Annotated in this window: 29 protein-coding genes and 1 other RNA gene; 12 read left to right on the top strand and 18 right to left on the bottom strand. The window is 66.8% G+C overall.

The features are described 5' to 3' along the window. The first annotated feature begins 92 nt into the window (after window positions 1-92). The 4 genes from B3T77_RS06630 to B3T77_RS06615 all read left to right on the top strand — a co-directional run bounded on the left by B3T77_RS06630 (window position 93) and on the right by B3T77_RS06615 (window position 2,087). Complete coding sequence (locus B3T77_RS06630) at window positions 93-416, top strand: cell division protein ZapA (RefSeq protein ID WP_292078253.1); 324 nt, start codon at window positions 93-95, stop codon at window positions 414-416. A gap of 63 nt (window positions 417-479) precedes the next feature. Next, window positions 480-640, top strand: a non-coding RNA gene (gene ssrS / locus B3T77_RS06625) — 6S RNA. Window positions 641-720: 80 nt separating this feature from the next. Next, a complete protein-coding gene (locus B3T77_RS06620; RefSeq protein WP_292078252.1) occupies window positions 721-1,269 on the top strand; it encodes a 5-formyltetrahydrofolate cyclo-ligase in 549 nt (182 codons plus the stop codon). Continuing rightward, window positions 1,266-2,087 carry a TIGR00282 family metallophosphoesterase gene (locus tag B3T77_RS06615; RefSeq protein WP_017504752.1) on the top strand — a complete coding sequence of 274 codons (822 nt, stop codon included), beginning with the start codon at window positions 1,266-1,268 and terminating at the stop codon, window positions 2,085-2,087. Before B3T77_RS06620 ends, B3T77_RS06615 begins: the two co-directional genes overlap by 4 nt. On the opposite strand, the gene B3T77_RS06610 is transcribed toward B3T77_RS06615, so the two are convergent. The 5 genes from B3T77_RS06610 to purL form a co-directional block, all read right to left on the bottom strand. Next, entirely contained in the window at window positions 2,066-3,157 is a 1,092-nt protein-coding gene (locus B3T77_RS06610) for a glycosyltransferase family 4 protein (protein ID WP_292078251.1), read from the bottom strand. The genes B3T77_RS06615 and B3T77_RS06610 overlap by 22 nt on opposite strands. Window positions 3,158-3,229: 72 nt before the next feature. Continuing rightward, window positions 3,230-4,621, bottom strand: a complete 1,392-nt coding sequence (locus B3T77_RS06605; RefSeq protein WP_292078250.1) for a cytochrome P450 — start codon at window positions 4,619-4,621, stop codon at window positions 3,230-3,232. 94 nt (window positions 4,622-4,715) lie between these two features. Further along, window positions 4,716-5,177, bottom strand: coding sequence for a hypothetical protein (locus B3T77_RS06600; RefSeq protein ID WP_292078249.1), 462 nt, complete (start codon window positions 5,175-5,177; stop codon window positions 4,716-4,718). 2 nt (window positions 5,178-5,179) lie between these two features. Further along, a complete protein-coding gene (locus B3T77_RS06595) occupies window positions 5,180-5,629 on the bottom strand; it encodes a DUF305 domain-containing protein (protein WP_292078248.1) in 450 nt (149 codons plus the stop codon). Next, the gene (gene purL, locus B3T77_RS06590; protein ID WP_292078247.1) at window positions 5,626-7,854 is read right to left on the bottom strand and encodes a phosphoribosylformylglycinamidine synthase subunit PurL; all 2,229 of its coding nucleotides are present in this window, start codon (window positions 7,852-7,854) and stop codon (window positions 5,626-5,628) included. Before purL ends, B3T77_RS06595 begins: the two co-directional genes overlap by 4 nt. A 110-nt stretch (window positions 7,855-7,964) precedes the next feature. Here purL and B3T77_RS06585 point away from each other — a divergent pair, with 110 nt between their 5' ends. Beyond that, the gene (locus B3T77_RS06585; RefSeq protein WP_153922446.1) at window positions 7,965-8,105 is read left to right on the top strand and encodes a hypothetical protein; all 141 of its coding nucleotides are present in this window, start codon (window positions 7,965-7,967) and stop codon (window positions 8,103-8,105) included. Continuing rightward, window positions 8,102-8,347 carry a Tat pathway signal protein gene (locus tag B3T77_RS06580; RefSeq protein ID WP_292078245.1) on the top strand — a complete coding sequence of 82 codons (246 nt, stop codon included), beginning with the start codon at window positions 8,102-8,104 and terminating at the stop codon, window positions 8,345-8,347. The genes B3T77_RS06585 and B3T77_RS06580 overlap by 4 nt, the downstream gene beginning before the upstream one ends. Window positions 8,348-8,350: 3 nt before the next feature. Here the strand turns inward: B3T77_RS06580 and B3T77_RS06575 are convergent, their stop codons facing one another. Further along, window positions 8,351-9,148 carry a hypothetical protein gene (locus B3T77_RS06575; RefSeq protein ID WP_292078243.1) on the bottom strand — a complete coding sequence of 266 codons (798 nt, stop codon included), beginning with the start codon at window positions 9,146-9,148 and terminating at the stop codon, window positions 8,351-8,353. Between the two features lie 75 nt (window positions 9,149-9,223). Here B3T77_RS06575 and B3T77_RS06570 point away from each other — a divergent pair, with 75 nt between their 5' ends. Both B3T77_RS06570 and B3T77_RS06565 read left to right on the top strand, forming a co-directional pair. Then, complete coding sequence (locus B3T77_RS06570) at window positions 9,224-9,643, top strand: hypothetical protein (protein WP_292078242.1); 420 nt, start codon at window positions 9,224-9,226, stop codon at window positions 9,641-9,643. 57 nt (window positions 9,644-9,700) lie between these two features. After that, complete coding sequence (locus B3T77_RS06565) at window positions 9,701-9,925, top strand: hypothetical protein (RefSeq protein ID WP_292078241.1); 225 nt, start codon at window positions 9,701-9,703, stop codon at window positions 9,923-9,925. Here the strand turns inward: B3T77_RS06565 and purQ are convergent, their stop codons facing one another. From purQ to purC, 5 genes are all read right to left on the bottom strand, one after another. After that, window positions 9,926-10,588 (bottom strand): phosphoribosylformylglycinamidine synthase subunit PurQ, encoded by a 663-nt coding sequence (purQ, locus tag B3T77_RS06560; protein WP_292078240.1) that lies wholly within the window; start codon window positions 10,586-10,588, stop codon window positions 9,926-9,928. It lies immediately after the preceding gene. Between the two features lie 33 nt (window positions 10,589-10,621). Continuing rightward, window positions 10,622-11,824, bottom strand: coding sequence for an MFS transporter (locus B3T77_RS06555; protein ID WP_292078239.1), 1,203 nt, complete (start codon window positions 11,822-11,824; stop codon window positions 10,622-10,624). A gap of 60 nt (window positions 11,825-11,884) precedes the next feature. Beyond that, window positions 11,885-12,364 (bottom strand): YbhB/YbcL family Raf kinase inhibitor-like protein, encoded by a 480-nt coding sequence (locus B3T77_RS06550; RefSeq protein WP_292078238.1) that lies wholly within the window; start codon window positions 12,362-12,364, stop codon window positions 11,885-11,887. A 96-nt stretch (window positions 12,365-12,460) separates the two neighbouring features. Beyond that, window positions 12,461-12,697: a phosphoribosylformylglycinamidine synthase subunit PurS gene (gene purS / locus B3T77_RS06545; protein ID WP_066550016.1), complete on the bottom strand. Its 237-nt coding sequence runs from the start codon at window positions 12,695-12,697 to the stop codon at window positions 12,461-12,463. Beyond that, window positions 12,697-13,455 carry a phosphoribosylaminoimidazolesuccinocarboxamide synthase gene (gene purC / locus B3T77_RS06540; RefSeq protein WP_055752965.1) on the bottom strand — a complete coding sequence of 253 codons (759 nt, stop codon included), beginning with the start codon at window positions 13,453-13,455 and terminating at the stop codon, window positions 12,697-12,699. The genes purS and purC overlap by 1 nt, the downstream gene beginning before the upstream one ends. Window positions 13,456-13,744: 289 nt before the next feature. Here purC and B3T77_RS06535 point away from each other — a divergent pair, with 289 nt between their 5' ends. After that, on the top strand, window positions 13,745-14,068 hold the full coding sequence (locus tag B3T77_RS06535; RefSeq protein WP_039244540.1) for a DUF1476 domain-containing protein: 324 nt from the start codon (window positions 13,745-13,747) through the stop codon (window positions 14,066-14,068). A 185-nt stretch (window positions 14,069-14,253) separates the two neighbouring features. Here B3T77_RS06535 and B3T77_RS06530 read toward each other — a convergent pair whose 3' ends face one another. The 5 genes from B3T77_RS06530 to purB form a co-directional block, all read right to left on the bottom strand. Beyond that, on the bottom strand, window positions 14,254-14,886 hold the full coding sequence (locus tag B3T77_RS06530; protein ID WP_055752966.1) for a fasciclin domain-containing protein: 633 nt from the start codon (window positions 14,884-14,886) through the stop codon (window positions 14,254-14,256). A gap of 146 nt (window positions 14,887-15,032) precedes the next feature. Continuing rightward, window positions 15,033-15,542, bottom strand: coding sequence for a DNA-deoxyinosine glycosylase (locus B3T77_RS06525; RefSeq protein ID WP_292078237.1), 510 nt, complete (start codon window positions 15,540-15,542; stop codon window positions 15,033-15,035). After that, window positions 15,539-16,267: a 2OG-Fe(II) oxygenase gene (locus B3T77_RS06520; protein ID WP_292078236.1), complete on the bottom strand. Its 729-nt coding sequence runs from the start codon at window positions 16,265-16,267 to the stop codon at window positions 15,539-15,541. The genes B3T77_RS06525 and B3T77_RS06520 overlap by 4 nt, the downstream gene beginning before the upstream one ends. Beyond that, a complete protein-coding gene (locus B3T77_RS06515) occupies window positions 16,264-16,599 on the bottom strand; it encodes a hypothetical protein (RefSeq protein ID WP_066550020.1) in 336 nt (111 codons plus the stop codon). The genes B3T77_RS06520 and B3T77_RS06515 overlap by 4 nt, the downstream gene beginning before the upstream one ends. Continuing rightward, the gene (gene purB, locus B3T77_RS06510) at window positions 16,596-17,897 is read right to left on the bottom strand and encodes an adenylosuccinate lyase (RefSeq protein ID WP_292078235.1); all 1,302 of its coding nucleotides are present in this window, start codon (window positions 17,895-17,897) and stop codon (window positions 16,596-16,598) included. The genes B3T77_RS06515 and purB overlap by 4 nt, the downstream gene beginning before the upstream one ends. 162 nt (window positions 17,898-18,059) lie before the next feature. Between purB and B3T77_RS06505 the strand changes: the two genes are divergently transcribed. Genes B3T77_RS06505 through B3T77_RS06495 form a run of 3 tightly spaced genes read left to right on the top strand, consistent with a single transcriptional unit; the run spans window position 18,060 to window position 19,238 of the window. Next, a complete protein-coding gene (locus tag B3T77_RS06505; protein WP_292078234.1) occupies window positions 18,060-18,380 on the top strand; it encodes a DMT family transporter in 321 nt (106 codons plus the stop codon). A 22-nt stretch (window positions 18,381-18,402) separates the two neighbouring features. Further along, complete coding sequence (locus tag B3T77_RS06500) at window positions 18,403-19,071, top strand: glutathione S-transferase family protein (RefSeq protein WP_292078233.1); 669 nt, start codon at window positions 18,403-18,405, stop codon at window positions 19,069-19,071. Between the two features lie 35 nt (window positions 19,072-19,106). Next, complete coding sequence (locus tag B3T77_RS06495) at window positions 19,107-19,238, top strand: hypothetical protein (protein WP_255353863.1); 132 nt, start codon at window positions 19,107-19,109, stop codon at window positions 19,236-19,238. A 4-nt stretch (window positions 19,239-19,242) separates the two neighbouring features. Here the strand turns inward: B3T77_RS06495 and B3T77_RS06490 are convergent, their stop codons facing one another. Continuing rightward, window positions 19,243-20,928 (bottom strand): lytic transglycosylase domain-containing protein, encoded by a 1,686-nt coding sequence (locus tag B3T77_RS06490; RefSeq protein ID WP_292078232.1) that lies wholly within the window; start codon window positions 20,926-20,928, stop codon window positions 19,243-19,245. Between the two features lie 84 nt (window positions 20,929-21,012). Then, window positions 21,013-21,559, bottom strand: a 547-nt coding sequence (locus tag B3T77_RS06485; RefSeq protein ID WP_292078231.1) for a uracil-DNA glycosylase, incomplete at its 5' end; no start/stop codon positions are given.

The following is a 21,559-nucleotide window of genomic DNA, read 5'->3' as shown; positions in this document are numbered from 1 at the left end:
GAACTGGAGGCCGCCGGGCGCGAGGCGTCCGAGGCCCTGGGCCGCGCCGCCCAGGCCGTGCGCGACGCCCTAGCCGAAAGCGAGGCCGACTGATGGCGACAGTGACGGTCGAGGTCAACGGTCGCCCCTATGCGGTGGGCTGCGCCGACGGGCAGGAAGAGAGGGTCCGCATCCTGGCCAAACAGTTCGACAACCAAGTGCGCCAGGTCGCAGGCGACGTGGGCCATGTTGGCGATCTGCGGCTGTTTCTGATGTCCGCGCTGATCCTGGCCGACGAGCTGCACGAGGCGCGGCTGAACGCTGGCAAGGCGGGGCCTTCGTCATCGGCCGCCCCGGCGGCGGCGTCGACGGACGGGGTCGCGGAGGCGCTGAACGCTGTCGCCGCGCGGATCGAAAAGATCGCCCAAAACCTCTAGGCGATTATTCCGCTGCGGATGCTGGCGTCGGGGCCGGCGAAGGCCTATCTTGATCGACGGCGGGTCTTGCTGCGGCTCACGTCGAAGACAACATATCCTTCTGACCTTAATTCACTCATAGGGATCTGTCCCTGTCCGGGCTCGAGGGCTTGGGCATACGGAGCCCACCTGGCTACCCAGGTCGAGAGGATTTAAACGTTCTTCACGGTTCGTGCGGCGCCGCCACCTTCCTCTCTTTGCGAGTGTGCTATCGCTCGTCGTGCGGCGGCTCTCTGCATGAGCACGCGTTCGCAGGGGCGGTTCGATGATCCAGGACAAGCACGAACTTCGATCGGCTGCCCGCGCCTTGCGCAAGCGTCTGGCCGAGGCAGATCCGCTGGCCGCCAGCCGGGCTGGGGACCATGCCGATGCGCTTCCGGCCGCTCGGATCGTCGCGCTGTATCGCGCCATGGGGTCGGAGCTGGCTACTGACGCCCTCGCCGCGGCGCTGGAGGCGGCGGGCCGCCGGCTGTGCCTGCCGGTCGTCGTAGAGCGCGACGCGCCGATGGAGTTCCGCGCCTGGTCGCCCGGCGAGCCGCTGGAGATGGACGCCGCCGGATGCCCCGCGCCGCTGCCTCTGGCCGAGGTCGTCATGCCGGACCTGATCCTGACGCCGCTGCTGGCCTTTGACGAACAGGGCGGGCGCCTGGGGCAGGGCGGCGGCTATTACGACCGGACCTTCGCCGCCCGACCCGACGCCATCCGCATCGGTTTCGCCTATGCCGGCCAGAAAGCCGAGCGGCTGGCGCTAGAGCCTCACGATATTCGACTGCATGGTGTTCTGACCGAGACCGGCTATACGGCTTTCGCATGAGACTGGCATTTTTCGGCGACGTCATCGGCAAGTCTGGTCGTGACGGCATAAGCGATCATCTTCCGGGCCTGAAGCGGGACCTGAAACTCGACTTCGTGGTCGTGAATGCTGAGAACGCTGCGGGCGGCTTCGGCATCACCGAGAACACGGCGCGCGAGCTGTTCATGGCGGGCGCCGACTGCCTGACGCTGGGCAACCACAGCTGGGACCAACGCGAGGCCCTGACCTATATCGTGCGCGAGCCGCGCCTGATCCGGCCGGCTAACTATCCGCGTCTTATGGATGCGCCAGGCGCCGGGGCCAATCTGTTCGAGACCCATTCGGGCCGCACGGTCCTGGTCATGAATGTGCTGGGCCGGGTGCATATGGACCCGATGGACGACCCGTTCGGGGCGGTGGAGCGCGAACTGGCGGCGGCGCCGCTGGGCGCGGTAGCTGACGCCGTGATCGTGGACATGCATGCCGAGGTCACGTCCGAGAAGATGGCCATGGGCCATTTCTGCGACGGGCGCGCGTCGCTGGTGGTCGGCACTCACACCCACGTCCCGACGGCCGACTGCCAGATCCTGCCCGGCGGCACGGCCTATCAGACCGATGCCGGCGGCTGCTGCGACTATGACAGCGTGATCGGCAACGAGAAGGAAGAGCCGCTGCGCCGCTTCACCACCCGGATTTCCGGCGGCCGCTACATGCCGGCCTCCGGCCCGGCGACCGTGTGCGGGGTCTTCGTCGAGACCGACGACCGGACGGGGCTGGCGACGCGGGTCGAGCCGATCCGGGTTGGCGGGCGGTTGTCTCAGGCGATCCCGGTCGTCTGACGCGCCCGGCGACGGTCGATCACCGTCTGGCGCACGACCATCAGCTCGGCCGCGCGACGTTTGGGCGTGTGGGTCGCCAGCACATAGGCCTGTGCGGATCGCGCCAGCGCCAATCGTTCCTCGGGTGACGAGATCAGCCGGTCCATCGCCGCCGCCAGTGTCTTCGGGGTCACCGCATCGACATAGAGGGCGTGCGGCCCGCTGGCTTCACGCAGGCCGCCGCGCCCGGACGAGATCAGGGCCGCGCCTGCCGCATGGGCCTCGATCGCCGTGAGGCCGAACGGCTCATCCCAGACAGACGGCGTCAGGGCGATGGCGGCCGTCTGCATCCGTCGCCGCACCTCGCCCAAAGGCGCGGACTTCAGCACCTCGACCCGGTCGCCATACTTTTCCAGCGGCGCGACATGTCGGGCCGCCCAGCGCGCATGATCGTCCCAGTCGTTCAGCATCAGCACGGCGCGCCAGTCGGGATGGGCGTCCAGAACGCAGGGCAGGGCGGCGCACAGCACATCGACGCCCTTTTCCGGCATGGCGCGCCCGGCGAAAGCGATCACCGGCTCTCGATCCTCGGGCGAGGCCAGCCAGGCGCCGGCCTCGATGGGGTTGGGCACCGCGAACGCCCGGTCGTGCAGATCGGGGAAGGTGCGCACGAAGGCGTCGCGCTCCGCCACGCTCACGAAGACCAGGCCGTCTAGCCGCTCATAACGCGCCCGATAACGCCATCGGTCGATGGGGTGGCGCGGCGGGCGCAGGGCGTTGTGGCGATAGAGAAGGTGGGGCGTCTCGGGCAGGGCCTGCTGCACGGCCAGCGCCTGTTTCACCTGCTGATGATGTTCGATCACATCAGGTCGAAAGGCGCGCAGCCGCTCGATCAGGGTGGGCATGCGGCCACGCCCCGCCGGCAAGGCGTCCACGTTCGTTGAAACGCCGTCGTCCGCGCCTTGGCAGCAGAAGATGCGCGTCTCGCTACCTTGCTCGACGCCCGCCATCGTTCGCACCACCGTCTCCATCGAGTTCGGCTGAGCTTCGGAAAACAGGCAGCCCGGAGGGAGCAGGATGGCGGTGCGCAAAGGTCGCCTCAAGTGGGAAGGTCGGCGCGACCTATAAACGGTTCGTGGCGGATCCGCGACGGCGCCGCTTGGTCAGCACTTGCGCCGCGCTCTCAGCCGCAATCGCATGGGTTCGCGGCTGCGTAAGGTGATCTGGTGGACCGGACGGGGTTCCACCGTGGTCAGGGCCTCGACATCGGCGACGCGAAGGATGGCGGCCAGGGCGATCATCGCCTCCTGCAGGGCGAAGGCGGCGCCGATGCAGACGCGGGGTCCGGCGCTGAATGGAATGTAGGCGTAGCGGTCGATGGCCTTGCGGTTCTCGGGCAGGAAGCGATCAGGCTTGAAGGCGTCGGGGTCGTCCCACAGCAGCTGGTGACGCTGGAGGATCCACGGCGAGATGATGACGGTGGCGCCGGCCTTGATCGTCTGTCCGCCGATCTCGTCGTCGGCCAGGGCCTTGCGGGCCATGGTCGGGGCGGGCGGAAACAGGCGCATCGTCTCCTCCAGCACGGCGCGGGTCCAAGGCAGGGCCTCGGCCCATTTCGGATCGGAGACGTCGAAGGCGTCGGCCTCGGCCTGGAGCCGGGCCAGATACTCGGGCTGGCGCGACAGCAGATGCAGGGTCCAGCCCAGGGCGCGGGCCGTGGTCTCGTGTCCCGCCAGGATGAAGGTCAGGATATTGGCCGCGACCTCTTCGTCGCTCAGGCCCGGACCGCCGTGTTCGTCGCGGGCCAGCAGAAGCGCGCTGAGCAGGTCGTCGGGCGGCGCGTCGCCGCTCTCGATCTTGGCGCGGCGGGCCTCGACCAGCTTCGTCACACGCTGCTCGAAGAAGCGGGCCGAGCGGAAGCTGGCCAGGCGGCCCAGGCGCGGGGCCCAGTCCGGTGCACCCAGCACGTCCAGCGGATCGATGCGCGCGCCGTTGGCCAGAAACTGGTTCAGCGCCCGCTCGAACCCGCGGGCCTCGCCGCCCAGCTCGTCCGAGAACATGGTCGCCGACAGAATGTCGAAGGTCAGGCCCGACATCTCGCTGTCGATATCCAGCACCCGCCCGCGCGCCGACAGCGACCAGGCGGCCACACGCGCGTGACAGACCTCGGCCATCCTTGCGTTCAGGGTCGCCATCTTGGCGGGGGTGAACAGGGGCGCGAGGATGCGCCGGGCGCGACGCCAGACCTCGCCCTCGGTCAGCAGCAGGCCTTCCGCCAGCATCGGCCCCAGCACACGCCGTTGCAGATCGCCCTTCACATAGTTGGCGGCGTTCTCGGTCAGGACGTGCCGCACGCCCTCAGGATGGCTGACCACCAGGATTTCGCCAAAGGCCGAGGATCCATACAGTTGCGGCTCGGTGAAATGCCGCTCGGACCACATCTGGATCGGGTCGCGCCAGCTGATCCACAGGAAGGGCAACAGCGACAGCGGTTTGCCCGCGCGCCGGGGCGGGATCGCAGGGCGGAAGATGGTGTCGGCGGTCGTCGCGTCCATCAGACGCTCCCTGTTCAAGTCGCCGGTTCAGCCAGGCGCATCGCTCCTGAAACGCGCCATCCGGCTCCTGCGTTCATGCGGGATCAATGCGACGTCAACGCGACGGGCGCGCCCTGCCGATCGCGGCGAGCAACCGCGTCATATCTTCGGCGGCTAGGTCTTTCGAGCGCTGGCTGGAGACGACGGGTTTCGAAGCCGTGGCCGCGGGAGGAGCGGCTTGAGTCGCTCTCTTCCTTTCGCGCCGTTCGAACAGAAAGCGTTGAAGACCCCATACGAGGTGAGGCGTCCACGGCTGGCCGCAGGCGGTGCTCTTGCCGGCCTTGTTCAGCAGGCCGGCGACCTCGTTAGGCCGGGTGAAGCCGCCCTTGAAACAGGCGCGGAGCAGGGGGTCGAGCTCGTCCAGAAACGCCTCCTTGGAGCGATCGCGAAAGGCGAAATGCTTCAGCTCGTCTCTGGTGATCTGCGAAGGCTTGGAAGACGGCCGCCCTCCCGACGCAGCCTTGGTGCGGGTGGGCGCCGCTGGCTTTCCGCCGCCGCGATAGGGTCCCTTGGCCAATCTCAGTTCGCCGGAGGGGCGGTCGGCGCCCAGGCCTTCATCTCGGCGATCTCGCGCGTCTGGGTATCGACGACGCTCTGGGCCATGCGGCGGATTTCGGGGTCGCGGCTGTCGCGCAGGGCGACCTTGGCCATGGCGACGGCGCCTTCGTGGTGGGCGATCATCTTGGCGACATAGGCCTGGTCGATCGTCTGACCCGAGGCGGCGGCCATCTTGCGGTGCATCTCGGCCTCGGAGGCGGCGAAGGCTTTGTCTCCGGATGTGGCGCCCGCGGTGGGGCCGCCCATATCGTGACCGGCATGACCCGCGGCTTCCATCTGTTCCGTCGTGCGCGCCGCCGCAGCCTGGTTGGCGGCGGAGGTATCCCGAAGCGCCTGCTGCACTGGATCGCCGCCGCCATCGCAGGCGCTCAGCAGGCCCAGCAAGACGAGCGGCGTCAGGACCCGGATCATGCCGCGTCGCCCAGCCAACTCGGCATCCAGCCTTCGTGCCATTCGCGCAGATGGGCGACAGGGATGCTGAACAGTTCGCCCTTGTCGCCCTTGGAGGCGAAGGCGGCGCCACCCGCATGGCCGACGACCGAAGCGTGCAGACCCGCCTCACGCGCCTTGGCGATGATGGCGTCAGCGTCAGGCACAGCGACCAGGTAACGGGCCTGGTCCTCGGCGAACAGGAAGATGTGGGCGTGGGCGGCGCTGGAGGCGTCCAGGGTGACCCCGACGTCGGAGGCCAGCGCCAGATCGGCGGCGGCGCCGATCAGACCGCCGTCCGAGAGGTCGTGAACCACGGTCAGTTCGCCCGCCTCGATCCGGTCGCGCACGAAGTCGCCGGTCTTCTTTTCCAGCTTCAGATCGACGGGCGGCGGGGCGCCGTCCTCGCGGCCCAGGACCTCGCGCAGATAGATGGACGCGCCCAGTTCGCCCTGGGTCTGGCCGATCAGGACCAGCGCATCGCCCTCGGCCATGGTCGAGAAGCCGGTCACCACGTCGTAGTTGGGCAGCAGGCCGACGGCGCCCACGGTCGGGGTCGGCGGAATGGCGACCCCGTTGGTCTCGTTATAGAGCGACACGTTTCCGCTCACGACCGGGAACACCAGTTCGCGGCAGGCCTCGGCCATCCCGTCGATGGCGCGAACGATCTGGCCCATGATCTCCGGGCGCTGCGGGTTGCCAAAGTTCAGGTTGTCCGTGATGGCGATCGGACGGCTGCCCACGGCGGTCAGGTTGCGCCAGGCCTCGGCCACCGCCTGTTTGCCGCCCTCGTAGGGGTCGTTCTGGACGTAGCGGGGGGTGCAGTCCGAGGTGACGGCCAGACCCTTGTCCGTACCATGCACGCGCACCACGCCGGCGTCGGCGCCGGTCGCCGAGTCCTGCAGTGTGTCGGCCATGACGTGGCGGTCGTACTGTTCCCAGATCCAGCGCTTGGAGGCCATGTCGGGGCAGGCGACGACCTTCATCACCGCATCAGCCCAGTTCTCGGGCGCAGGAATGTCCGAGTGGTTCAGCTTGGGCTGAAGCTCCGGCTGGACCCACGGGCGGTCATACAGGGGCGCGTCGTCGAAAAGCGGCGCCAGCGGCACGTCGGAGACGGTCTCGCCGTGATGCTTCAGCACCAGGTGGCCGGTGTCGGTGGTCACGCCGATGATGGCGAAGTCCAGGCCCCACTTCTGGAAGATGCGATAGCCGACGTCTTCATAGCCGGGCTTCAGCACCGCCAGCATCCGCTCCTGGCTTTCCGACAGCATCATCTCATAGGCCGTCATGCCGGTTTCGCGCTGCGGCACCTTATCGAGGTTCAGTTCGATGCCGACGCCGCCCTTGCCTGCCATTTCGACGGAGGAGGAGGTCAAGCCCGCCGCGCCCATGTCCTGAATGGCGGCGACGGCGCCGGACGCCATCAGCTCCAGCGTCGCCTCGATCAGCAGCTTTTCGGCGAACGGATCGCCGACCTGGACCGTGGGGCGTTTCGCCTCCGACTCGTCGTCGAACTCAGTCGAGGACATGGTGGCGCCGTGGATGCCGTCGCGGCCGGTCTTGGAGCCGAAATAGACCACGTCATGGCCCGCCTCCGGCGCGGCCGAATAATAGATTTCGTCGGCGCGGGCCAGGCCGACGCACATGGCGTTGACCAGGATGTTGCCGTTGTAGCCCTTATGGAAGTTGGTCTCGCCCGCGACCGTGGGCACGCCGACGCAGTTGCCATAGCCGCCGATGCCGGAGACCACGCCCTTGACCAGGCGTTTGGTCTTTTCATGCGACGGATCGCCGAAGCGCAGGGCGTTCAGCAGGGCCACCGGCCGCGCGCCCATGGTGAAGACGTCGCGCATGATGCCGCCCACGCCTGTCGCCGCACCCTGGTAGGGCTCGATGTAGGACGGGTGGTTGTGGCTCTCCATCTTGAAGATGCAGGCATCGCCGTCGTCGATGTCGATCACCCCGGCGTTCTCGCCCGGACCGCAGATGACGCGCTCGCCGGTGGTGGGGAACTTGCCCAGGTGGATTTTTGAGGACTTGTAGGAGCAGTGCTCGGACCACATGACCGAGAAGACGCCCAGCTCGACGTGGTTGGGCTCGCGCCCCAGTCGGTCGAGGACGACCTGATATTCATTGGGGGCCAAGCCGTATTCGGCGGCCAGTTCAGCCATCGACTTCTGGGGGGTCTTTTGCGGAGCGCTCATGGGCGGCGCTTCTAGCCGCAGATGGGCCGAATGTCAGCCCGCGCGGCGCAAGAACGGGGAACATCGTCCATCGCAGGTGGTTGATTTCGTCGACAGCCAAAGGAGCCGCCATGACCGACACGCCCATCGACCCCGCCGCCACCCCCGAAGATGACGACCTGCCCGAGATCGCCGCCGACGACGCCGGCGCCTCCGCCCTGGCCGAACGGGCTCAGAAACAGGCCGATGACGCCGAGGAGGACGAGGCGTGAGCAAGCCCCACACCGACCGCATCGTCCCGGCCTCGGGCCAGCAGATGGATCGTTCCAATGATCCTGAAACCACGGCGGAGATGGACGCCGCGGCGCCGCAAGCGGCTCTGGCCAGCCGTCGTCAGCGGCTGACCGGTTCGGCCGTCGGGGTGGGCAGCGTCGGCTTCGATGAAACCGGCGCCTTCGATGTGGGCGCCGATGACCACGCCCCTCAGGACGATGCGGTCACCGAGAAACCCTGAGGCTTATCGAGCGCGTTCGACGCCCGGCCGCAGGCGGAAGGTCAGAAGCAGGCCGCCGATCAGCAGAACGATCGCGCCGGCCAGGGCCGTGAAGGCGACGGTCGGCTTGTCCGCCTGTTCGGCGACGAACGCGCCCAGGAGGCCCCAGGCCGTCGGCATCGGATAGGCGAGGGTGCGCAGCACAGCGGTCACCGCCAAGGCGACGACCGTGACGGCGACGATGGCGACGATGGCCCACAGGTCAGGCGACAGGGCGGCGGGCAGGGCGTTGAACGCGGTCGCCGTCGTGATCAGGTTCAGCGGCGCAGCCACCGTCAGCCAGCCCGCCAGGGCCGCCAGCGGCCAGACCAGCAGGATGCGCTCGCGATCGAACATCCCCAGCGCGCGGATGTGGCCGGATACGGCCAGCATCGGCAGTAACAGCGCGATCAGCGAGGCGAAAATCACGCCCACGCTGGCGGCCTTCAGGTTCAGGGCCGCCACGATGATCCAGAATCCAATGCCGAAGAAGGCGACGGCGGACGGCAGACCCATTCGACCCAGCAGCGGGCTTTCGCCCGTCTGCGGCAGGGCCTGACGGATCGCATAGGCCAGAATGCCGATATAGATCAGGCCCCAGATCGAGAAGGCGTAGCCCGCAACGCGCAGGGTGCTGTTGCCGTCTGCGGCGAACTCGGCCTGGTTCAGGCCCAGGCCGGCCAAGTTCTGCACCAGAGGTACGACGATCGCGAACAGGGCGGCGGCCAGGACGACCAGACGACGGGTGCGTTGGCGGGGCGTGGGACGGATGATGGAGGACATTCGATTTCCAATGCGACGCTTGTTCCCGCCTTTACGCCTCGCCACGCCAGAAGGTTCACCGCGACCGGCAGAAAAGTGAAGCTTGCATTGGCCGCCGGCGGCTTCATCCTGCCCGACATGACGCTCAAAACCTCCCTGCCGGCCGTGCTGATCGCGATCGTCGTGGCAGCGGGCCAAGCGTCCGCCCAGACGAGCGGAGCGCAGCTGCCCACCTCGGTCCAGACCGCCTGGTCACGTGTTCGCGCAGCCTTGACGCCTCAGCAGCAGGCCAATGAGCTGCGGGGCTTCCTGTCGGCTCTCGCCAACGAGAACAGGCGGCCGACGACGCCGGCGCTGGATGCGCGCGATATCGCCTCGGGCCGCGCCGTGTCGCTGGACGATCCGGCCCTGCTGCAACGTCCGCAAGCGCATGAGGTCACAGTGACGGTGGACGGTCAGTTCCTGATCTTCCGCCCGCTGTCCCGCGCCAGTCTGGAGCCGTTTTTCGGCCGTTAGGAACAATCGGCCCGACCGCGTGGTTGTCAGGTGCAGTCCATACTCAAGGAGCCTATCATGGCCGATACCGACAACACCCAGCCATCGCTCGAAGACGAAGTCGCCGCCAACCGCGCTATCGAACAAGGCCTCGGCGTCGGCGCCCGCGAACTGGCCGCCCAGCGCGAACCGGGCGGCGTGGTTACGCCGGACGAGGACGAAGGTTCTGAAGACGGCGTATCGACCGACGCTGACGAACTGGACGAAAGCCTGGCCGTTCAGGGAGTCGACGACGCCGACTGATCAAGCGGCGGCGTAGATGCTCTGGAACAGGGTCGCGCCGTCGGCGGAGCCGAGTTCGGCTTCGAAGGCGCGATCCGGGTGGGGCATCATGCCCAGGACGTTGCCGCGCGCGTTCTGGATGCCGGCGATATCGTTGACCGAGCCGTTCGGGTTGTCGACGTAGCGGAAGACGACCTGACCCTCGCCCTCGATCCGGGCCAGGGTCTCGGAGTCGGCGAAGAAGTTTCCGTCGCCGTTGCCCTGGGTCATCGTCACTTCGCGCTGGCCCTGATAGCCGGCGGTGAAGCGGGTCTGGCCGTTGGCGACGGTCAGGGCGATCGGCTTGCAGACGTATTTCAGACCCTTGTTGCGCAGCAGGGCGCCGGGCAGCATTCCGGCCTCGCACAGGATCTGGAAGCCGTTGCAGATGCCGACCACGGCGACGCCGTCGTCCGCCGCCTTCTTGACCGCCTGCATGACCGGCGACTGAGCCGCCATGGCGCCGCAGCGCAGATAGTCGCCGTAGGAGAAGCCGCCGGGAATGACGATCAGGCCCAGGCCTTGGGGCAGTTCGGTCTCGGCGTGCCACACCAACGAGACCGGCTCGCCGGTGGAGCGTTCGACGGCGACCTTGCAGTCGCGATCACAGTTGGAACCGGGGAAGACGATGACGGCTGCGCTCATGGCGCGGGCCTTTAGCAGGCTTCTTTCGCCTTGTCAGGACGTCGTGCGCGCCCGACCGGTCAGCCAGGCGATCAGGAAGATGACAAAGCCGCCCAGGGACAGGCCCATGCCGACCCAGCCGGTCGAGGCCCAGCCATAGCCCGCCGCGATCGCCATCCCGCCCAGCAGCGGGCCGATGGCGTTGGCCGTGTTGAACGCCGAATGGTTGAGCGCCGCCGCCAGGGTCTGGGCGTCGCCGGCGACGTCCATCAGCCGCGTCTGCAGGATCGAACCCAGGCCGCCTCCGCCGCCGATCAGGAAAACCACGACCATCACGGCCCACAGGTGGGGCGCCGCCAGCGGATAAAGCGCCAACGCCGCTGCGCTCCATAACAACAGGCCGCCCGCCGCCTTGAACCCTAGATGATCCGCCGCCCAAGCCCCCAGGATATTGCCCAGGAACATGCCCACGCCGAACACGGCGAAAACCCACGGCAGCACGCCGGGGCTGGCGCCCGTCACCGCCTCAAGCGTGGAGGCCAGATAGGCGTAAACTGCGAACATACCGCCAAAACCGATGGCGCCCACGCCCAGGGTCAGCCAGACCTGGCCGCGCTTGAGGGCACCCAACTCGCGCCAGGGGCTGGCGTGGGGGTGGGCCGGATCGCGCGGTGCGAACAGGGCGACCAGGGCCATGGTGACGACGGCCAGCATGCCGACAATGGCGAAGGTCCAGCGCCAGCCGTGGGCATGGCTGATGACGTTGACGACGGGCACGCCCAGAACGGTGCCGACCGTCAGTCCCATCAGGATGGTCGAAACCGCGCGCGTGCGAAAATGCAGCGGCACGATCGAGGCCGCGACCAGGGCCGCCACGCCGAAATAGGCCCCGTGCGGCAGGCCGCTGAGGAAGCGGAAGACCAGCATCCAGTGATAGGTTGGGGCCAGGGCGCTGGCCACATTGCCGATGGCGAACAGGGCCATGAAGGCGATCAGCAGCAGCCAGCGTGGGTAGCGCGCTCCTAGCACGGCCAAGATCGGCGCGCCGACCACGACGCCTGCGGCATAGGCGCTGATGACATGGCCGGCGGTCGGCGCATCGACGCCAAGCCCGGCGGCGAAGTCCGGCAGGATGCTCATGGCCGCGAACTCGGTCACGCCGATCGCGAACCCGCCCATGGCTAGAGCGATCAGCACGAGGGCGACCGCCCCGCGCGAGCGGACGGGAAGGGGAGTGTCGAAGGCGGCGTCGGTCATGTTGCGCTGCACACTAATCAGCGTTCATGACGCCACAAGGGCGACGCCGCCCCACAACGATCACGCTTTGTTTTCGTAGGTCGCCGTGATCGACGCCTTGGCCAGGGTGTGGAAATGCAGGTTGAAGCCGAACACGGCGCCGGAGTTGTCGGCCGTGATGTCCAGGCTTTCGACATCCACCGCAAAGACGGTGAAGATGTAGCGGTGCGGCCCATGACCGGGCGGGGGGGCGGCGCCGCCGAAGCCGGGCTGGCCATAGTCGGTACGGCCCTGGACGGCGGTATGCGGCAGATGCCCGCCCGGCGAGCCGGCGCCGGCCGGCAGCTCGGTCACATCCGCCGGAATATTGGCCACCGTCCAGTGCCAGAAGCCCGAGCCGGTCGGCGCATCGGGATCATAGCAGGTGATCGCATAGCTCTTGGTCCCTTCCGGCGCGCCGGACCAGGAGAGCTGCGGCGAGGTGTTGCCCTTGGCGTGAACCTGGGCGTCCGGCAGCACGCCGCCGTCCTGGATATCGGTGGAGGTAAGGGTGAAGGTCATGGGCGCTCCGTCAATCAAGCCGTCTGCTAAACTGGCGTCGATGCCGAAGGATGCAACTGTCTCCTTCCCGCGACATGGGAGAGGAGACAGCAGATTTTACGCCGCCTCGATGCGGTAGCTTTCGATCACCGTATTGGCGAGCAGCTGCTCGCACATTTTCTTGGCTTCGCCTTGCGGGTCTTCGGCGCCGGCGAGGTCGAACTCGATCAGCTTGCCGACGCGGGCATTGGAGACGCCCGACCAACCCAGACCCTGCAGGGCGCCTTCGACGGCCTTGCCCTGAACATCCAGGACGCCGGGCTTGAGGAAGACGTGAACTTTTACCTTGGCCATCAGTGCAGTCCTCCCTGGATCACCGTCGGCATGCCCTTCATGATGCCCAGGCGACGCGCGACTTCGGTATAGCTTTCAATGACATTGCCCAGGTCGCGGCGGAAACGGTCCTTGTCCAGCTTCTCGCCGGTCGAGGCGTCCCACAGGCGGCAGCTGTCGGGGCTGATTTCGTCGGCCAGCAAGACGCGGCTGAAGTCGTTTTCCCACACCCGGCCGAACTCGATCTTGAAGTCGACCAGGGTGATGCCGACGGCGCTGAACATGCCGGAAAGATAGTCGTTCACCCGCACCGTCATCGCCAGCATGTCGTCCAGCTCCTGGGTCGAGGCCCAGTTGAAGGCGGTGATGTGCTCTTCGGTGACCATCGGGTCGTTGAGCTCATCCTTCTTGTAATAGAACTCGATGATCGAGCGGGGCAGGGGCGTGCCTTCCTCGATGCCCAGGCGCTGGCTCATCGAGCCGGCGACGATGTTGCGGCACACGACTTCGAGCGGAATGATCTCGACTTCGCGGATCAGCTGCTCGCGCAGGTTCAGACGCTTGATGAAATGGTTGGTCACGCCGATGCCGTTCAGGCGCGACATGATGAACTCGCTGATCTGGTTGTTCACCACGCCCTTGCCTTCAAGAACGGCCTTCTTCTGCGCGTTGAAGGCGGTGGCGTCGTCCTTGAAGTACTGGATCAGGGTGCCGGGCTCGGGTCCTTCGTACAGGATCTTGGCCTTGCCTTCGTAGATCTTCTTGCGCTTGCTGTTCATGGTCCGGTCCCGGCTTACGGGCGCCCTCCAGAAACAAAAATCGCGCGGCCATATGTGGAGGGGGAAGACCCGGTCCTGGCGGCGCGTTTCGGAATCGTTCGGGCAGTCAATCTCGTTCGGGGTCTCCTTAGCCGAAGGCGGCCCTCGATACAAATGAGGATGGCCGGCGCTGCAATCATTGGGGACAGGATGTCCATGCGACGGAAGTCAGGTTGCGTTCGCGGGCGGGCGGTCTATAGACGGCGCTTGCCCCGACGTTAGCGGGGTGGACGGAGCTTTGCTGAGCGAAATGACGACCTTCGACGATCGGGAAAAGGCCTTCGAAGCCAAATACGCCCTCGATCAGGAGCAGGAGTTCAAGGCCATCGCCCGGCGCAACCGGATGCTGGGCCTTTGGGCTGCGGAAAAGATGGGCTTGTCGAGCGAAAGCGCGGACCAGTACGCCGCCGCCGTAGTGCGCGCCGATTTCGAGCAGCCGGGAGACGAGGACGTGTTCCGCAAGGTCGCCGGCGACTTCAAGGCCTCGGGCCTGTCGGTGTCGGAGGGCGAGATTCGCTCCAAGATCGACGAACTGGCCTCGATCGCTCGCGAGCAGATTCGCGCCGGCGAGTAATCACCTCGGTCTTTGGACTGATCTGAGAATTCGAAAGGGCCGCACCCGGGGGAAAGTGCGGCCCTTTCTTCTTGCCGGGGACGTTGGGGGGATGTCTCACCCGGCGTACTGTGCGTCTCGCGCCCCTGAAGAACACCAGGGCCGAGATTTGGTTTCAGGCGTCGCCGCCCGAAACCAAATATTTTTTACGGCATCAGAACCGTGTCGACGACGTGGACGACGCCGTTCGATTGGCCCACGTCGGCCTGCGTGATCGTGGACTTGCCGCCCTTGGCGTCGGTGATGACCCAGGTGTTGTTCGGGCCGGCCGAAACCTTCAGTTCTTCACCCTGAACCGTCTTCAGCGTGGCGGTGCCGCCGTTGGCCTCGGCCTGGGCTGCGATATCGGCGGCCGTCAGACGACCGGCGACCACATGGTAGGTCAGGATCTTGGTCAGATCAGCCTTCATCGCCGGCTGCATCAGGCTGGTGCGCGTCGCCTCGGGGATCTTCTCGAATGCGGCGTTGTCAGGGGCGAAGACCGTGAACGGACCCGCGCCCTGCAGGGTGTCGACAAGGCCGGCGGCCTTCACGGCGGCGACCAGGGTGGTCAGGTTGGAGGCTTTGGAGGCGTTGGCGACGATAGTCTCGTTCGGGCTCATGGCAGCGCCGCCCACCATCGGGTCGGTCGCGGGGGCCATGGCGGCGCCGTCGGCCGGAGCCATGGCGGTCGATTCCGCCGGCGTCGTGGCGGCCGGCTCGTTGTTGCCGCAGGCGCCGAGCGCCATCAGCGCGCCGCCGGAGACGGCGACGAGCATAAGATTGCGAAGTTTGGTCATGTGTTCGTTCCCTTTGGCCGCTCTCAAGGCGGTAACGGGAACGTTACGCGCGACACCGCACAATGGATGCATTGCGCGCGACAAGACATCGCAGCTTCACCATTGAGTTTTCACTCGTAGTTCTATGCTGCTTTGCAGCAAGAAACCTATCGTTCGATCAGATCAGTCAACGAATTCCAGATGTTCGCCTTGTCTGCCAGGGGAATCGCATGAGCGGGGCTGGATGAAGGCAGGTCGATAAGGCGAACCTCTGCGACGTCGCCGATAATGCGCCGTCCCAACTTGGCCGCCAGCTTGCCGTTGAAGGCGACCGCTCTCAGCCGCGGCAAGCTGCCGATCAGGCCGCGCAGATCAGCCGCCTCCGGCGAGCGGATCGCGGCATCCAGACTGCCTGACCGTTCCGCCGACGCAATCACATCCCACAGTCCCACGCCGCGCGTCTTCAATCGACCCAGCCGCTGCTCATAGGGTTGTGCCGCCAGGTCTTCACCCAGCACCCCGCTGATCAGCAGCCAGAAGGCGTTGCGCGGATGGGCGTAGTACTGGGCCGCCTTCAGCGAGGCGTCGCCGGGCAGGCTGCCCAGGATCAACAATCGGGTTTCCGCATCGACGACGGGTGCGAACCCCAGCCTGCGACCGCCCGTATGGTCCGTCACTTGACCGGCGGGTCGTCGCGCAGCCAGCCGGTGATCGAGCGGCGCTTACCGCCTGCGTAGGCGGCGACTGGTGCCACAGAGTGCTGGCGGGGTGTCTTGAATACCGTCCAGACGTTGAAACCCGGCTTGAAGCCGCGTTCGATATCGCCGTTTGCGTCGTGAAACAGCAACTGGCCGCCCCAATCCGGCCGCCAATCGCGCGACAGCCCCAACGTATAGGCCGCCCGCCGCTCGCCGACGCCTGTGTCGTCGTGCTGGGTCAGGAAGTCGCCGGGCCGGAACCAGGTGGCTTGCGCGTCGATCTTGGTCACGCTCGTTTCGCCGGTCACGGCTTTGGCGAATGTTGTGAAGGGCATGTCGTTGAAAAACTGCACCAGGGCGTGCGTCGCATGGCCCTCGTCCTTCCCGGTGAGCAAGGTCGTGATGATCGGATAGGCCAGATAGATGAAGGAGAAGCCGTCACGACCCTCCGCCAGCGCGCGCTGCATCTGTGCGCCGATCGCATCGCGGCCCATGGCCTGCATGTCTTGCGGCGACAGCACCTTGCCGCCCTCCGGCGTCTTCAATGACAGATGCCAAGACGTGTCGTGTTCGAGCGCAAGATCCAGCCATTCGGCGCTCGCCTCATCCAGCAGATCGGGCACCTGCACCATGCCGTCGCGCGCATAGGCCACCGCATAGTCGCGGGGATCGAGCCGGGGATTGAGCCGGATTGTCTTGTTCAACGCGCATTGACCGTGATTGTCACGACCATCGTCCTGCCGACTGAAGATGCGGATGGAGCAGATTGTGTTTGGGCGATACAGCGCAGGGTCTCTAGATCGCGCACGCTCATATGACGGTCGTCAGTTAAGTCGCAGCCGCCCAACTGCCTGCCCGCACTCACCACGCATCGCATGTCTGTCTTGATCGAGCGCGAACCCTTGTGACGCCGCAGGCAGACTTCAGCCCGGGCGTCATCAGACAGCAGAGCGGTAGGTGCATAAACCGACCAGCCGATGTAGCTGATCTCAGGCGTGTTGGCCTGAATGAACAGAGCGAGCAGCGCGGCGATCATGCCTCATTGAACACCCGCTTGAACACCACGTCCACGTTCTTGGTGTGGTAGCCGAGGTCGAACAGGGCTTCGAGCTGGTCGGCGGGCAGGGTGACGCGGTCGTCGGCCTTCAGGAAATCCAGGAAGGCGCCTTCGCCGCGCCAGACCCTCATGGCGTTCTCCTGAACGGCGGCATAGGCGTCTTCGCGCGACACGCCGGCCTGGGTCAGGGCCAGCATCACCCGCTGCGAGTGCACCAGACCGCCCAGGCGGTCGATGTTCTTCTGCATATTCTCTGGGTAGACGTTCAGCCGCTCGACCACATTCGCCAGACGGTGCAGGGCGAAGTCCAGGTGGATGGTGGCGTCCGGGCCGATGCCGCGTTCGACCGAGGAGTGGCTGATGTCCCGCTCATGCCACAGGGCGACGTTCTCCATCGCGGGCGTCACGGCAGAACGGATCAGACGGGCCAGGCCGGTCAGGTTCTCGGTCAGTATCGGGTTGCGCTTGTGCGGCATCGCCGACGAGCCCTTTTGACCCTTGTCGAAGAACTCCTCGGCTTCGAGGACTTCGGTGCGTTGCAGGTGGCGGATCTCGACGGCGAGACGTTCGACCGAGCTGGCGACGACGCCCAGGGCGGCGAAGAAGGCGGCGTGGCGGTCGCGCGGGATGACCTGAGTCGAGACCGGCTCGACCGTCAGGCCCATCTGGTCGGCGACATACTGTTCGACCGCCGGATCGACGTTGGCGAAGGTGCCGACGGCGCCCGAAATGGCGCAGGTGGCGATCTCTTCCTTGGCGGTGATCAGGCGGCGTTTGGCGCGCTGGAACTCGGCGTGATAGCCGGCCAGCTTCAGGCCGAAGGTGACGGGCTCGGCGTGGATGCCGTGCGAACGGCCCACGGTCGGGGTGTATTTATGCTCCTTGGCGCGTGTCTCCAACGCGGCCAGAACCCGATCGACGCCTTCGATCAGCAGGTCCGACGAGCGCGCCAGTTGAACCGCGAAACAGGTGTCCAGCACATCCGAGGAAGTCATGCCCTGGTGCAGGAAACGGGCTTCTTCGCCGACGATCTCGGCGACGTGCGTCAGGAAGGCGATGACGTCGTGTTTGGTGGTGCGTTCGATCTCGTCGATGCGGTCGGCGTCGAAGGTCGCATCCTTGCCCTTGGCCCAGATGGCGTCGGCCGATTCCTTGGGGATCACGCCCAGCTCGGCCATCTTCGTGGCGGCGTGGGCCTCGATCTCGAACCAGATCTTGTACTTGGTTTCCTGGGACCAGATGGCGGCGGCGACGGGGCGGGAGTAGCGCGTGATCATGGGCGGGTCGTGTCGGTCGTGGGGGGCGCGGAGTCAAGGTTTGCGGGACGGCGCGGTTGACTTTGCCGGCCGTTGTCCCAGATTCAGCGCGCTTTCAGGAGGACGACCTCCCCCACATGGGACCAACGCCGGGACGACCCGACGTCATGCAGGGAGAATGTCATGGCCTGGGTATTCCTTTTTTTCGCCGGTCTGCTCGAAGTCGTCTGGGCGTTTCTGATGAAGGCGTCGGCCGGCTTCACGCGACCGTGGCCGACCGTGGGCATGATCGTCTTCATGATCGGTTCGTTCGGTCTGCTGTCGCTGGCGATGAAGACCCTCCCGCTGGGCACGGCCTACGCCATCTGGACCGGCATTGGCGCGGTCGGCGCCTTTGTGGTGGGCGCGGTCTCTCTAGGCGAGCCGCTGACGCCGCTCAGGATCGCGGGCGTCGCCCTGGTCGCATCGGGCCTGGTTGTGCTGAAGCTGGCGGCGAGCCATTGATGGCGGCGACAGGAGACGCGTGATGGAACTGGTGATCGGCGACAAGGCCTATTCGACGTGGTCGCTGCGGCCGTGGCTGGTGCTGAAACATTGCGGCGCGGTCTTCGACGAGATCATCGTGCCGCTGAACCAGCCCGACACCGATCAACGCATCCGTGAACATTCGCCGTCCGGCCTTGTCCCGGTGCTGAAGGTCGAGGGCGAGGTGATCTGGGATTCGATGGCCATCGCCGTCTGGGCCGCCGAACGCTATCCCGACGCGCGGCTCTGGCCGTCGGACGCCCATGCGCGCTGGCTGGCGCGTTCGGCGGCGTGCGAGATGCATGGCGGCTTCACCGCCCTGCGCACGGCATGTTCGACCGGCCCGGATCACTGGATGGTCGGCCCCAGCCGCGCACCGGCGCCGGACTATCCGGGCCTGGCCAAGGATCTGCGCCGGATCGTCGAACTGTGGCGGAGCCTGCGTGACCGGTTCGGCGCGAGCGGGCCGTATCTGTTCGGCGACTGGTCCGTGCCGGACGCCTTTTTCACGCCGGTCGCCGCCCGCATCCGCCATTTCCAGCTGGACCTCGCCGCCCACGGAGACGACGGCACGGCCCAGACCTATGCCGAGACCTTGCTGGCCCATCCGCATTTTCTTGAGTGGGAAGCCGACGCGCTGGGCTTAACGCACGACAACCATCCCGGCTGACGCAGCGTTAAGTGGACGCTGTTATCTCTAAGGGTATGACGAGCCCGATCCTGCCCAGCCCTCCGACCCAAGCCGCTGCGCGCGGCCTGAATCCGGTCATGGCCTATGGGCTTGCGGCCCTGGTCGGGGCGGCGTTTTGGGCCAGCCTGTTGTTCGCGGTCTTCTGAGAGGTCAGCGCGCGCCGGCGATGGGCGTCGTCTCGGCGATCAGGACCGGCTCGGCCTGGGGCGGCGGAGCCACGTAATCCAGCGCCATCGGAACGGCGCGCGCGCCCGATGCGACGGCGTCCAGGGTCTTCAGCGGGCCGCCGAACAGCCGCTGATAGATCCAGTAGCTGGCCATGACCTTTTCGACGTAGTCACGCGCCTGGGGCACGTCGATCGTCTCGATCAGCAGCAGGGGATCGGCGTCCGCGCCCAGCTTCCTGACCGCCGCCAGCATCGGCCCAGGGCCGGCGTTGTAGGAGGCCACGGCCCGCAGCAGATCACCCTGGAAAGCCGGCAGGGCCAGCATCTTGTTGATGTAGGCTTGGCCCAGACGCATGTTGACCGCCGGAACCAGAAGCTTGGTCGGGTCCGAGACGAAGGTGCGATCGCCGGTCATCTCGGCCGCCGTCGTCGGCATGACCTGCATCAGCCCATAGGCGCCGACGCTGGACCGGGCGTTGGGATTGAAATCGGTTTCCTTGCGCGCCAAGGCGTAGACCAGCGCCCGCTCGATGACGAAGCCGCCTTCGGGCGCCAGGTCCGGCGTAGGATAGCGGGTCGCATCGATGCGCGTGGCGTCGCCGTTGTTGACCGGCAGAATGGCGCGCGCCAGGGCGGTCCACATCTTGGCCGCATCGCCGACGGCGGTGCGCAGCCCGGACCGCAGCTCGGTCTCGGCATCGGCGTTCCGCCCGACCTCATAGAAGGCGACGGTGCGTTTGGCCCGGGCGTCGGCCTGGACGAAGGCTTCCAGGGCGGTCGGTTCGACGGCGGCGCTCTGGGGCACATAGGCGGCGCGGCGCAGGCGTGGCTCGGCTTCGTAGGGGCGGGGGCCCATGTTCTCGATCGTCGGCTCTTCTCCGAGCTGACGCAGGGCGATCTGGCCATAGAAGGTGGCAGGCCACTGGGCCGACAGGCGCAGATAGTCGGTCACGCGATCCTGACGACCCGACTGGGCGGCGGCGCGCGCGGTCCAGAAGGCGGCGCCGGCGCGGACCCAGGCGTCCTCCGTTGGATCGTTGGCGACGCGTTCGAAGGCGGCGAAGGATTCGTGGAACTGGCCCAGACGCCATTCCGCGAGGCCGACCGTCCACCAGTCGCCGATCTGACGCCCCAGGGCCGAGGCGCCGGTCAGGTCGTCGTTGTTGTAGGCGACGCGCGCCGCCTTGGCCGGATCGGTGACGCCGCCGTCGCCGGACACGGCGCTGACCAGACTGTTCCAGGTGCGGCCCAGCACGCCGCCGGGGCGCACCGGCTCGGGCGCGCCGTCGGGGCGACGACGCAGCGCCAGCGTATAGACTCGGTCTGCGCACGGCAGATCCGAATAGGTCTCAAGCCAGGCCGTCAGCTCTTCGTAGGTGGCGACATGATCGGGATGAAACAGGCTTTCGAACTCGACCTGACCCAGCAGCACGCGGTCCTGCGCCTGACGGGCCGCCGTGCGGGCCGTCTCGATATCGCCGCGTCGCAGGGCGTCAAAGGCGGTGGTGTAGGAGATTCTGTCGGCCGAGCTCAGCGCGGTGGGACGTCCGGAACCGGCACTGGCCTCGGCGGTTGACCCGTAGGGCGTCTCGGCGGTCGCGGCCGTCGTGGCGGCGCAGAACGCAAGAACAAGCGTCGACGCGAGGATCGCGCGGCGGAACAGAAACATAAGCGGCGGCCCCCTCGTTGGCGACGCGCGTAAGCTACGGGCGCGTGTATGGCGATCGGTCGTCAGCATGCGAACATGCCGCGATTAGCCTTGTTCTTCAACCGAGTCCGTTTCAAGGCGAACGGCCAGCGAAAGCAGGTCGCTCCACACCTGTCGTTTCGCTTGTGGCTGACGCAGCAAAAAAGCGGGATGCAGGGTCGGCATGACGGGCGCCGACACCGCCCCCTCCAGCAGACGCCATTCCTTCCAGGCGCCGCGCAGTTTCATGATGCCTTCCTCGGCGCCGAGCACCGACTTGGCCGAGGCTGCGCCCAGCAGCAGCACGGCCCTGGGCTTAAGCAGGGCGAAGGCGCGCTCGACGAAGGGCGCGCACACCGCCTGTTCCTGCGGGCTGGGGGTGCGGTTGCCAGGGGGACGCCAGAAGACCGTGTTGGTGATGAAGACCTTGTCGGTCAGGCCCGCCGCCGCCAGCATCCGGTCCAGCAACTGCCCGGCCTTGCCGACGAAGGGTTGCCCCGCCCGATCCTCATCCCCGCCGGGACCTTCGCCGACAATCAGAACCGAGGCGTTGGGGTTGCCGCGTCCGAACACCGATTGCGTTGCGCCCATGCCGCGCAGCGGACAGCCCTCG

Source organism: Brevundimonas sp. UBA7838, assembly GCF_002500885.1.
In the GTDB taxonomy this organism is placed as follows: domain Bacteria; phylum Pseudomonadota; class Alphaproteobacteria; order Caulobacterales; family Caulobacteraceae; genus Brevundimonas; species Brevundimonas vesicularis_C.
Note: the sequence above shows the minus strand (reverse complement) of the source record. Positions and strands in the feature narration are given on the sequence as shown.

Excerpts from the sequence above, each read along its gene's own strand:
- purS (WP_066550016.1), bottom strand. The coding sequence starts at position 12,697 with ATGGCCAAGGTAAAAGTTCACGTCTTCCTCAAGCCCGGCGTCCTGGAT.
- B3T77_RS06550 (WP_292078238.1), bottom strand. The coding sequence starts at position 12,364 with ATGACCTTCACCCTTACCTCCACCGATATCCAGGACGGCGGCGTGCTG.
- purC (WP_055752965.1), bottom strand. The coding sequence starts at position 13,455 with ATGAACAGCAAGCGCAAGAAGATCTACGAAGGCAAGGCCAAGATCCTG.
- B3T77_RS06595 (WP_292078248.1), bottom strand. The coding sequence starts at position 5,629 with ATGATCCGGGTCCTGACGCCGCTCGTCTTGCTGGGCCTGCTGAGCGCC.
- B3T77_RS06515 (WP_066550020.1), bottom strand. The coding sequence starts at position 16,599 with ATGATCGCCGCGCTGCTCGCTCTGTTCATTCAGGCCAACACGCCTGAG.
- B3T77_RS06585 (WP_153922446.1), top strand. The coding sequence starts at position 7,965 with ATGACCGACACGCCCATCGACCCCGCCGCCACCCCCGAAGATGACGAC.
- B3T77_RS06535 (WP_039244540.1), top strand. The coding sequence starts at position 13,745 with ATGACGACCTTCGACGATCGGGAAAAGGCCTTCGAAGCCAAATACGCC.
- B3T77_RS06530 (WP_055752966.1), bottom strand. The coding sequence starts at position 14,886 with ATGACCAAACTTCGCAATCTTATGCTCGTCGCCGTCTCCGGCGGCGCG.
- B3T77_RS06630 (WP_292078253.1), top strand. The coding sequence starts at position 93 with ATGGCGACAGTGACGGTCGAGGTCAACGGTCGCCCCTATGCGGTGGGC.
- B3T77_RS06505 (WP_292078234.1), top strand. The coding sequence starts at position 18,060 with ATGGCCTGGGTATTCCTTTTTTTCGCCGGTCTGCTCGAAGTCGTCTGG.
- B3T77_RS06565 (WP_292078241.1), top strand. The coding sequence starts at position 9,701 with ATGGCCGATACCGACAACACCCAGCCATCGCTCGAAGACGAAGTCGCC.
- B3T77_RS06615 (WP_017504752.1), top strand. The coding sequence starts at position 1,266 with ATGAGACTGGCATTTTTCGGCGACGTCATCGGCAAGTCTGGTCGTGAC.
- B3T77_RS06620 (WP_292078252.1), top strand. The coding sequence starts at position 721 with ATGATCCAGGACAAGCACGAACTTCGATCGGCTGCCCGCGCCTTGCGC.
- B3T77_RS06495 (WP_255353863.1), top strand. The coding sequence starts at position 19,107 with ATGACGAGCCCGATCCTGCCCAGCCCTCCGACCCAAGCCGCTGCGCGC.
- purQ (WP_292078240.1), bottom strand. The coding sequence starts at position 10,588 with ATGAGCGCAGCCGTCATCGTCTTCCCCGGTTCCAACTGTGATCGCGAC.
- B3T77_RS06490 (WP_292078232.1), bottom strand. The coding sequence starts at position 20,928 with ATGTTTCTGTTCCGCCGCGCGATCCTCGCGTCGACGCTTGTTCTTGCG.
- purL (WP_292078247.1), bottom strand. The coding sequence starts at position 7,854 with ATGAGCGCTCCGCAAAAGACCCCCCAGAAGTCGATGGCTGAACTGGCC.
- B3T77_RS06575 (WP_292078243.1), bottom strand. The coding sequence starts at position 9,148 with ATGTCCTCCATCATCCGTCCCACGCCCCGCCAACGCACCCGTCGTCTG.
- purB (WP_292078235.1), bottom strand. The coding sequence starts at position 17,897 with ATGATCACGCGCTACTCCCGCCCCGTCGCCGCCGCCATCTGGTCCCAG.
- B3T77_RS06555 (WP_292078239.1), bottom strand. The coding sequence starts at position 11,824 with ATGACCGACGCCGCCTTCGACACTCCCCTTCCCGTCCGCTCGCGCGGG.
- B3T77_RS06605 (WP_292078250.1), bottom strand. The coding sequence starts at position 4,621 with ATGGACGCGACGACCGCCGACACCATCTTCCGCCCTGCGATCCCGCCC.
- B3T77_RS06500 (WP_292078233.1), top strand. The coding sequence starts at position 18,403 with ATGGAACTGGTGATCGGCGACAAGGCCTATTCGACGTGGTCGCTGCGG.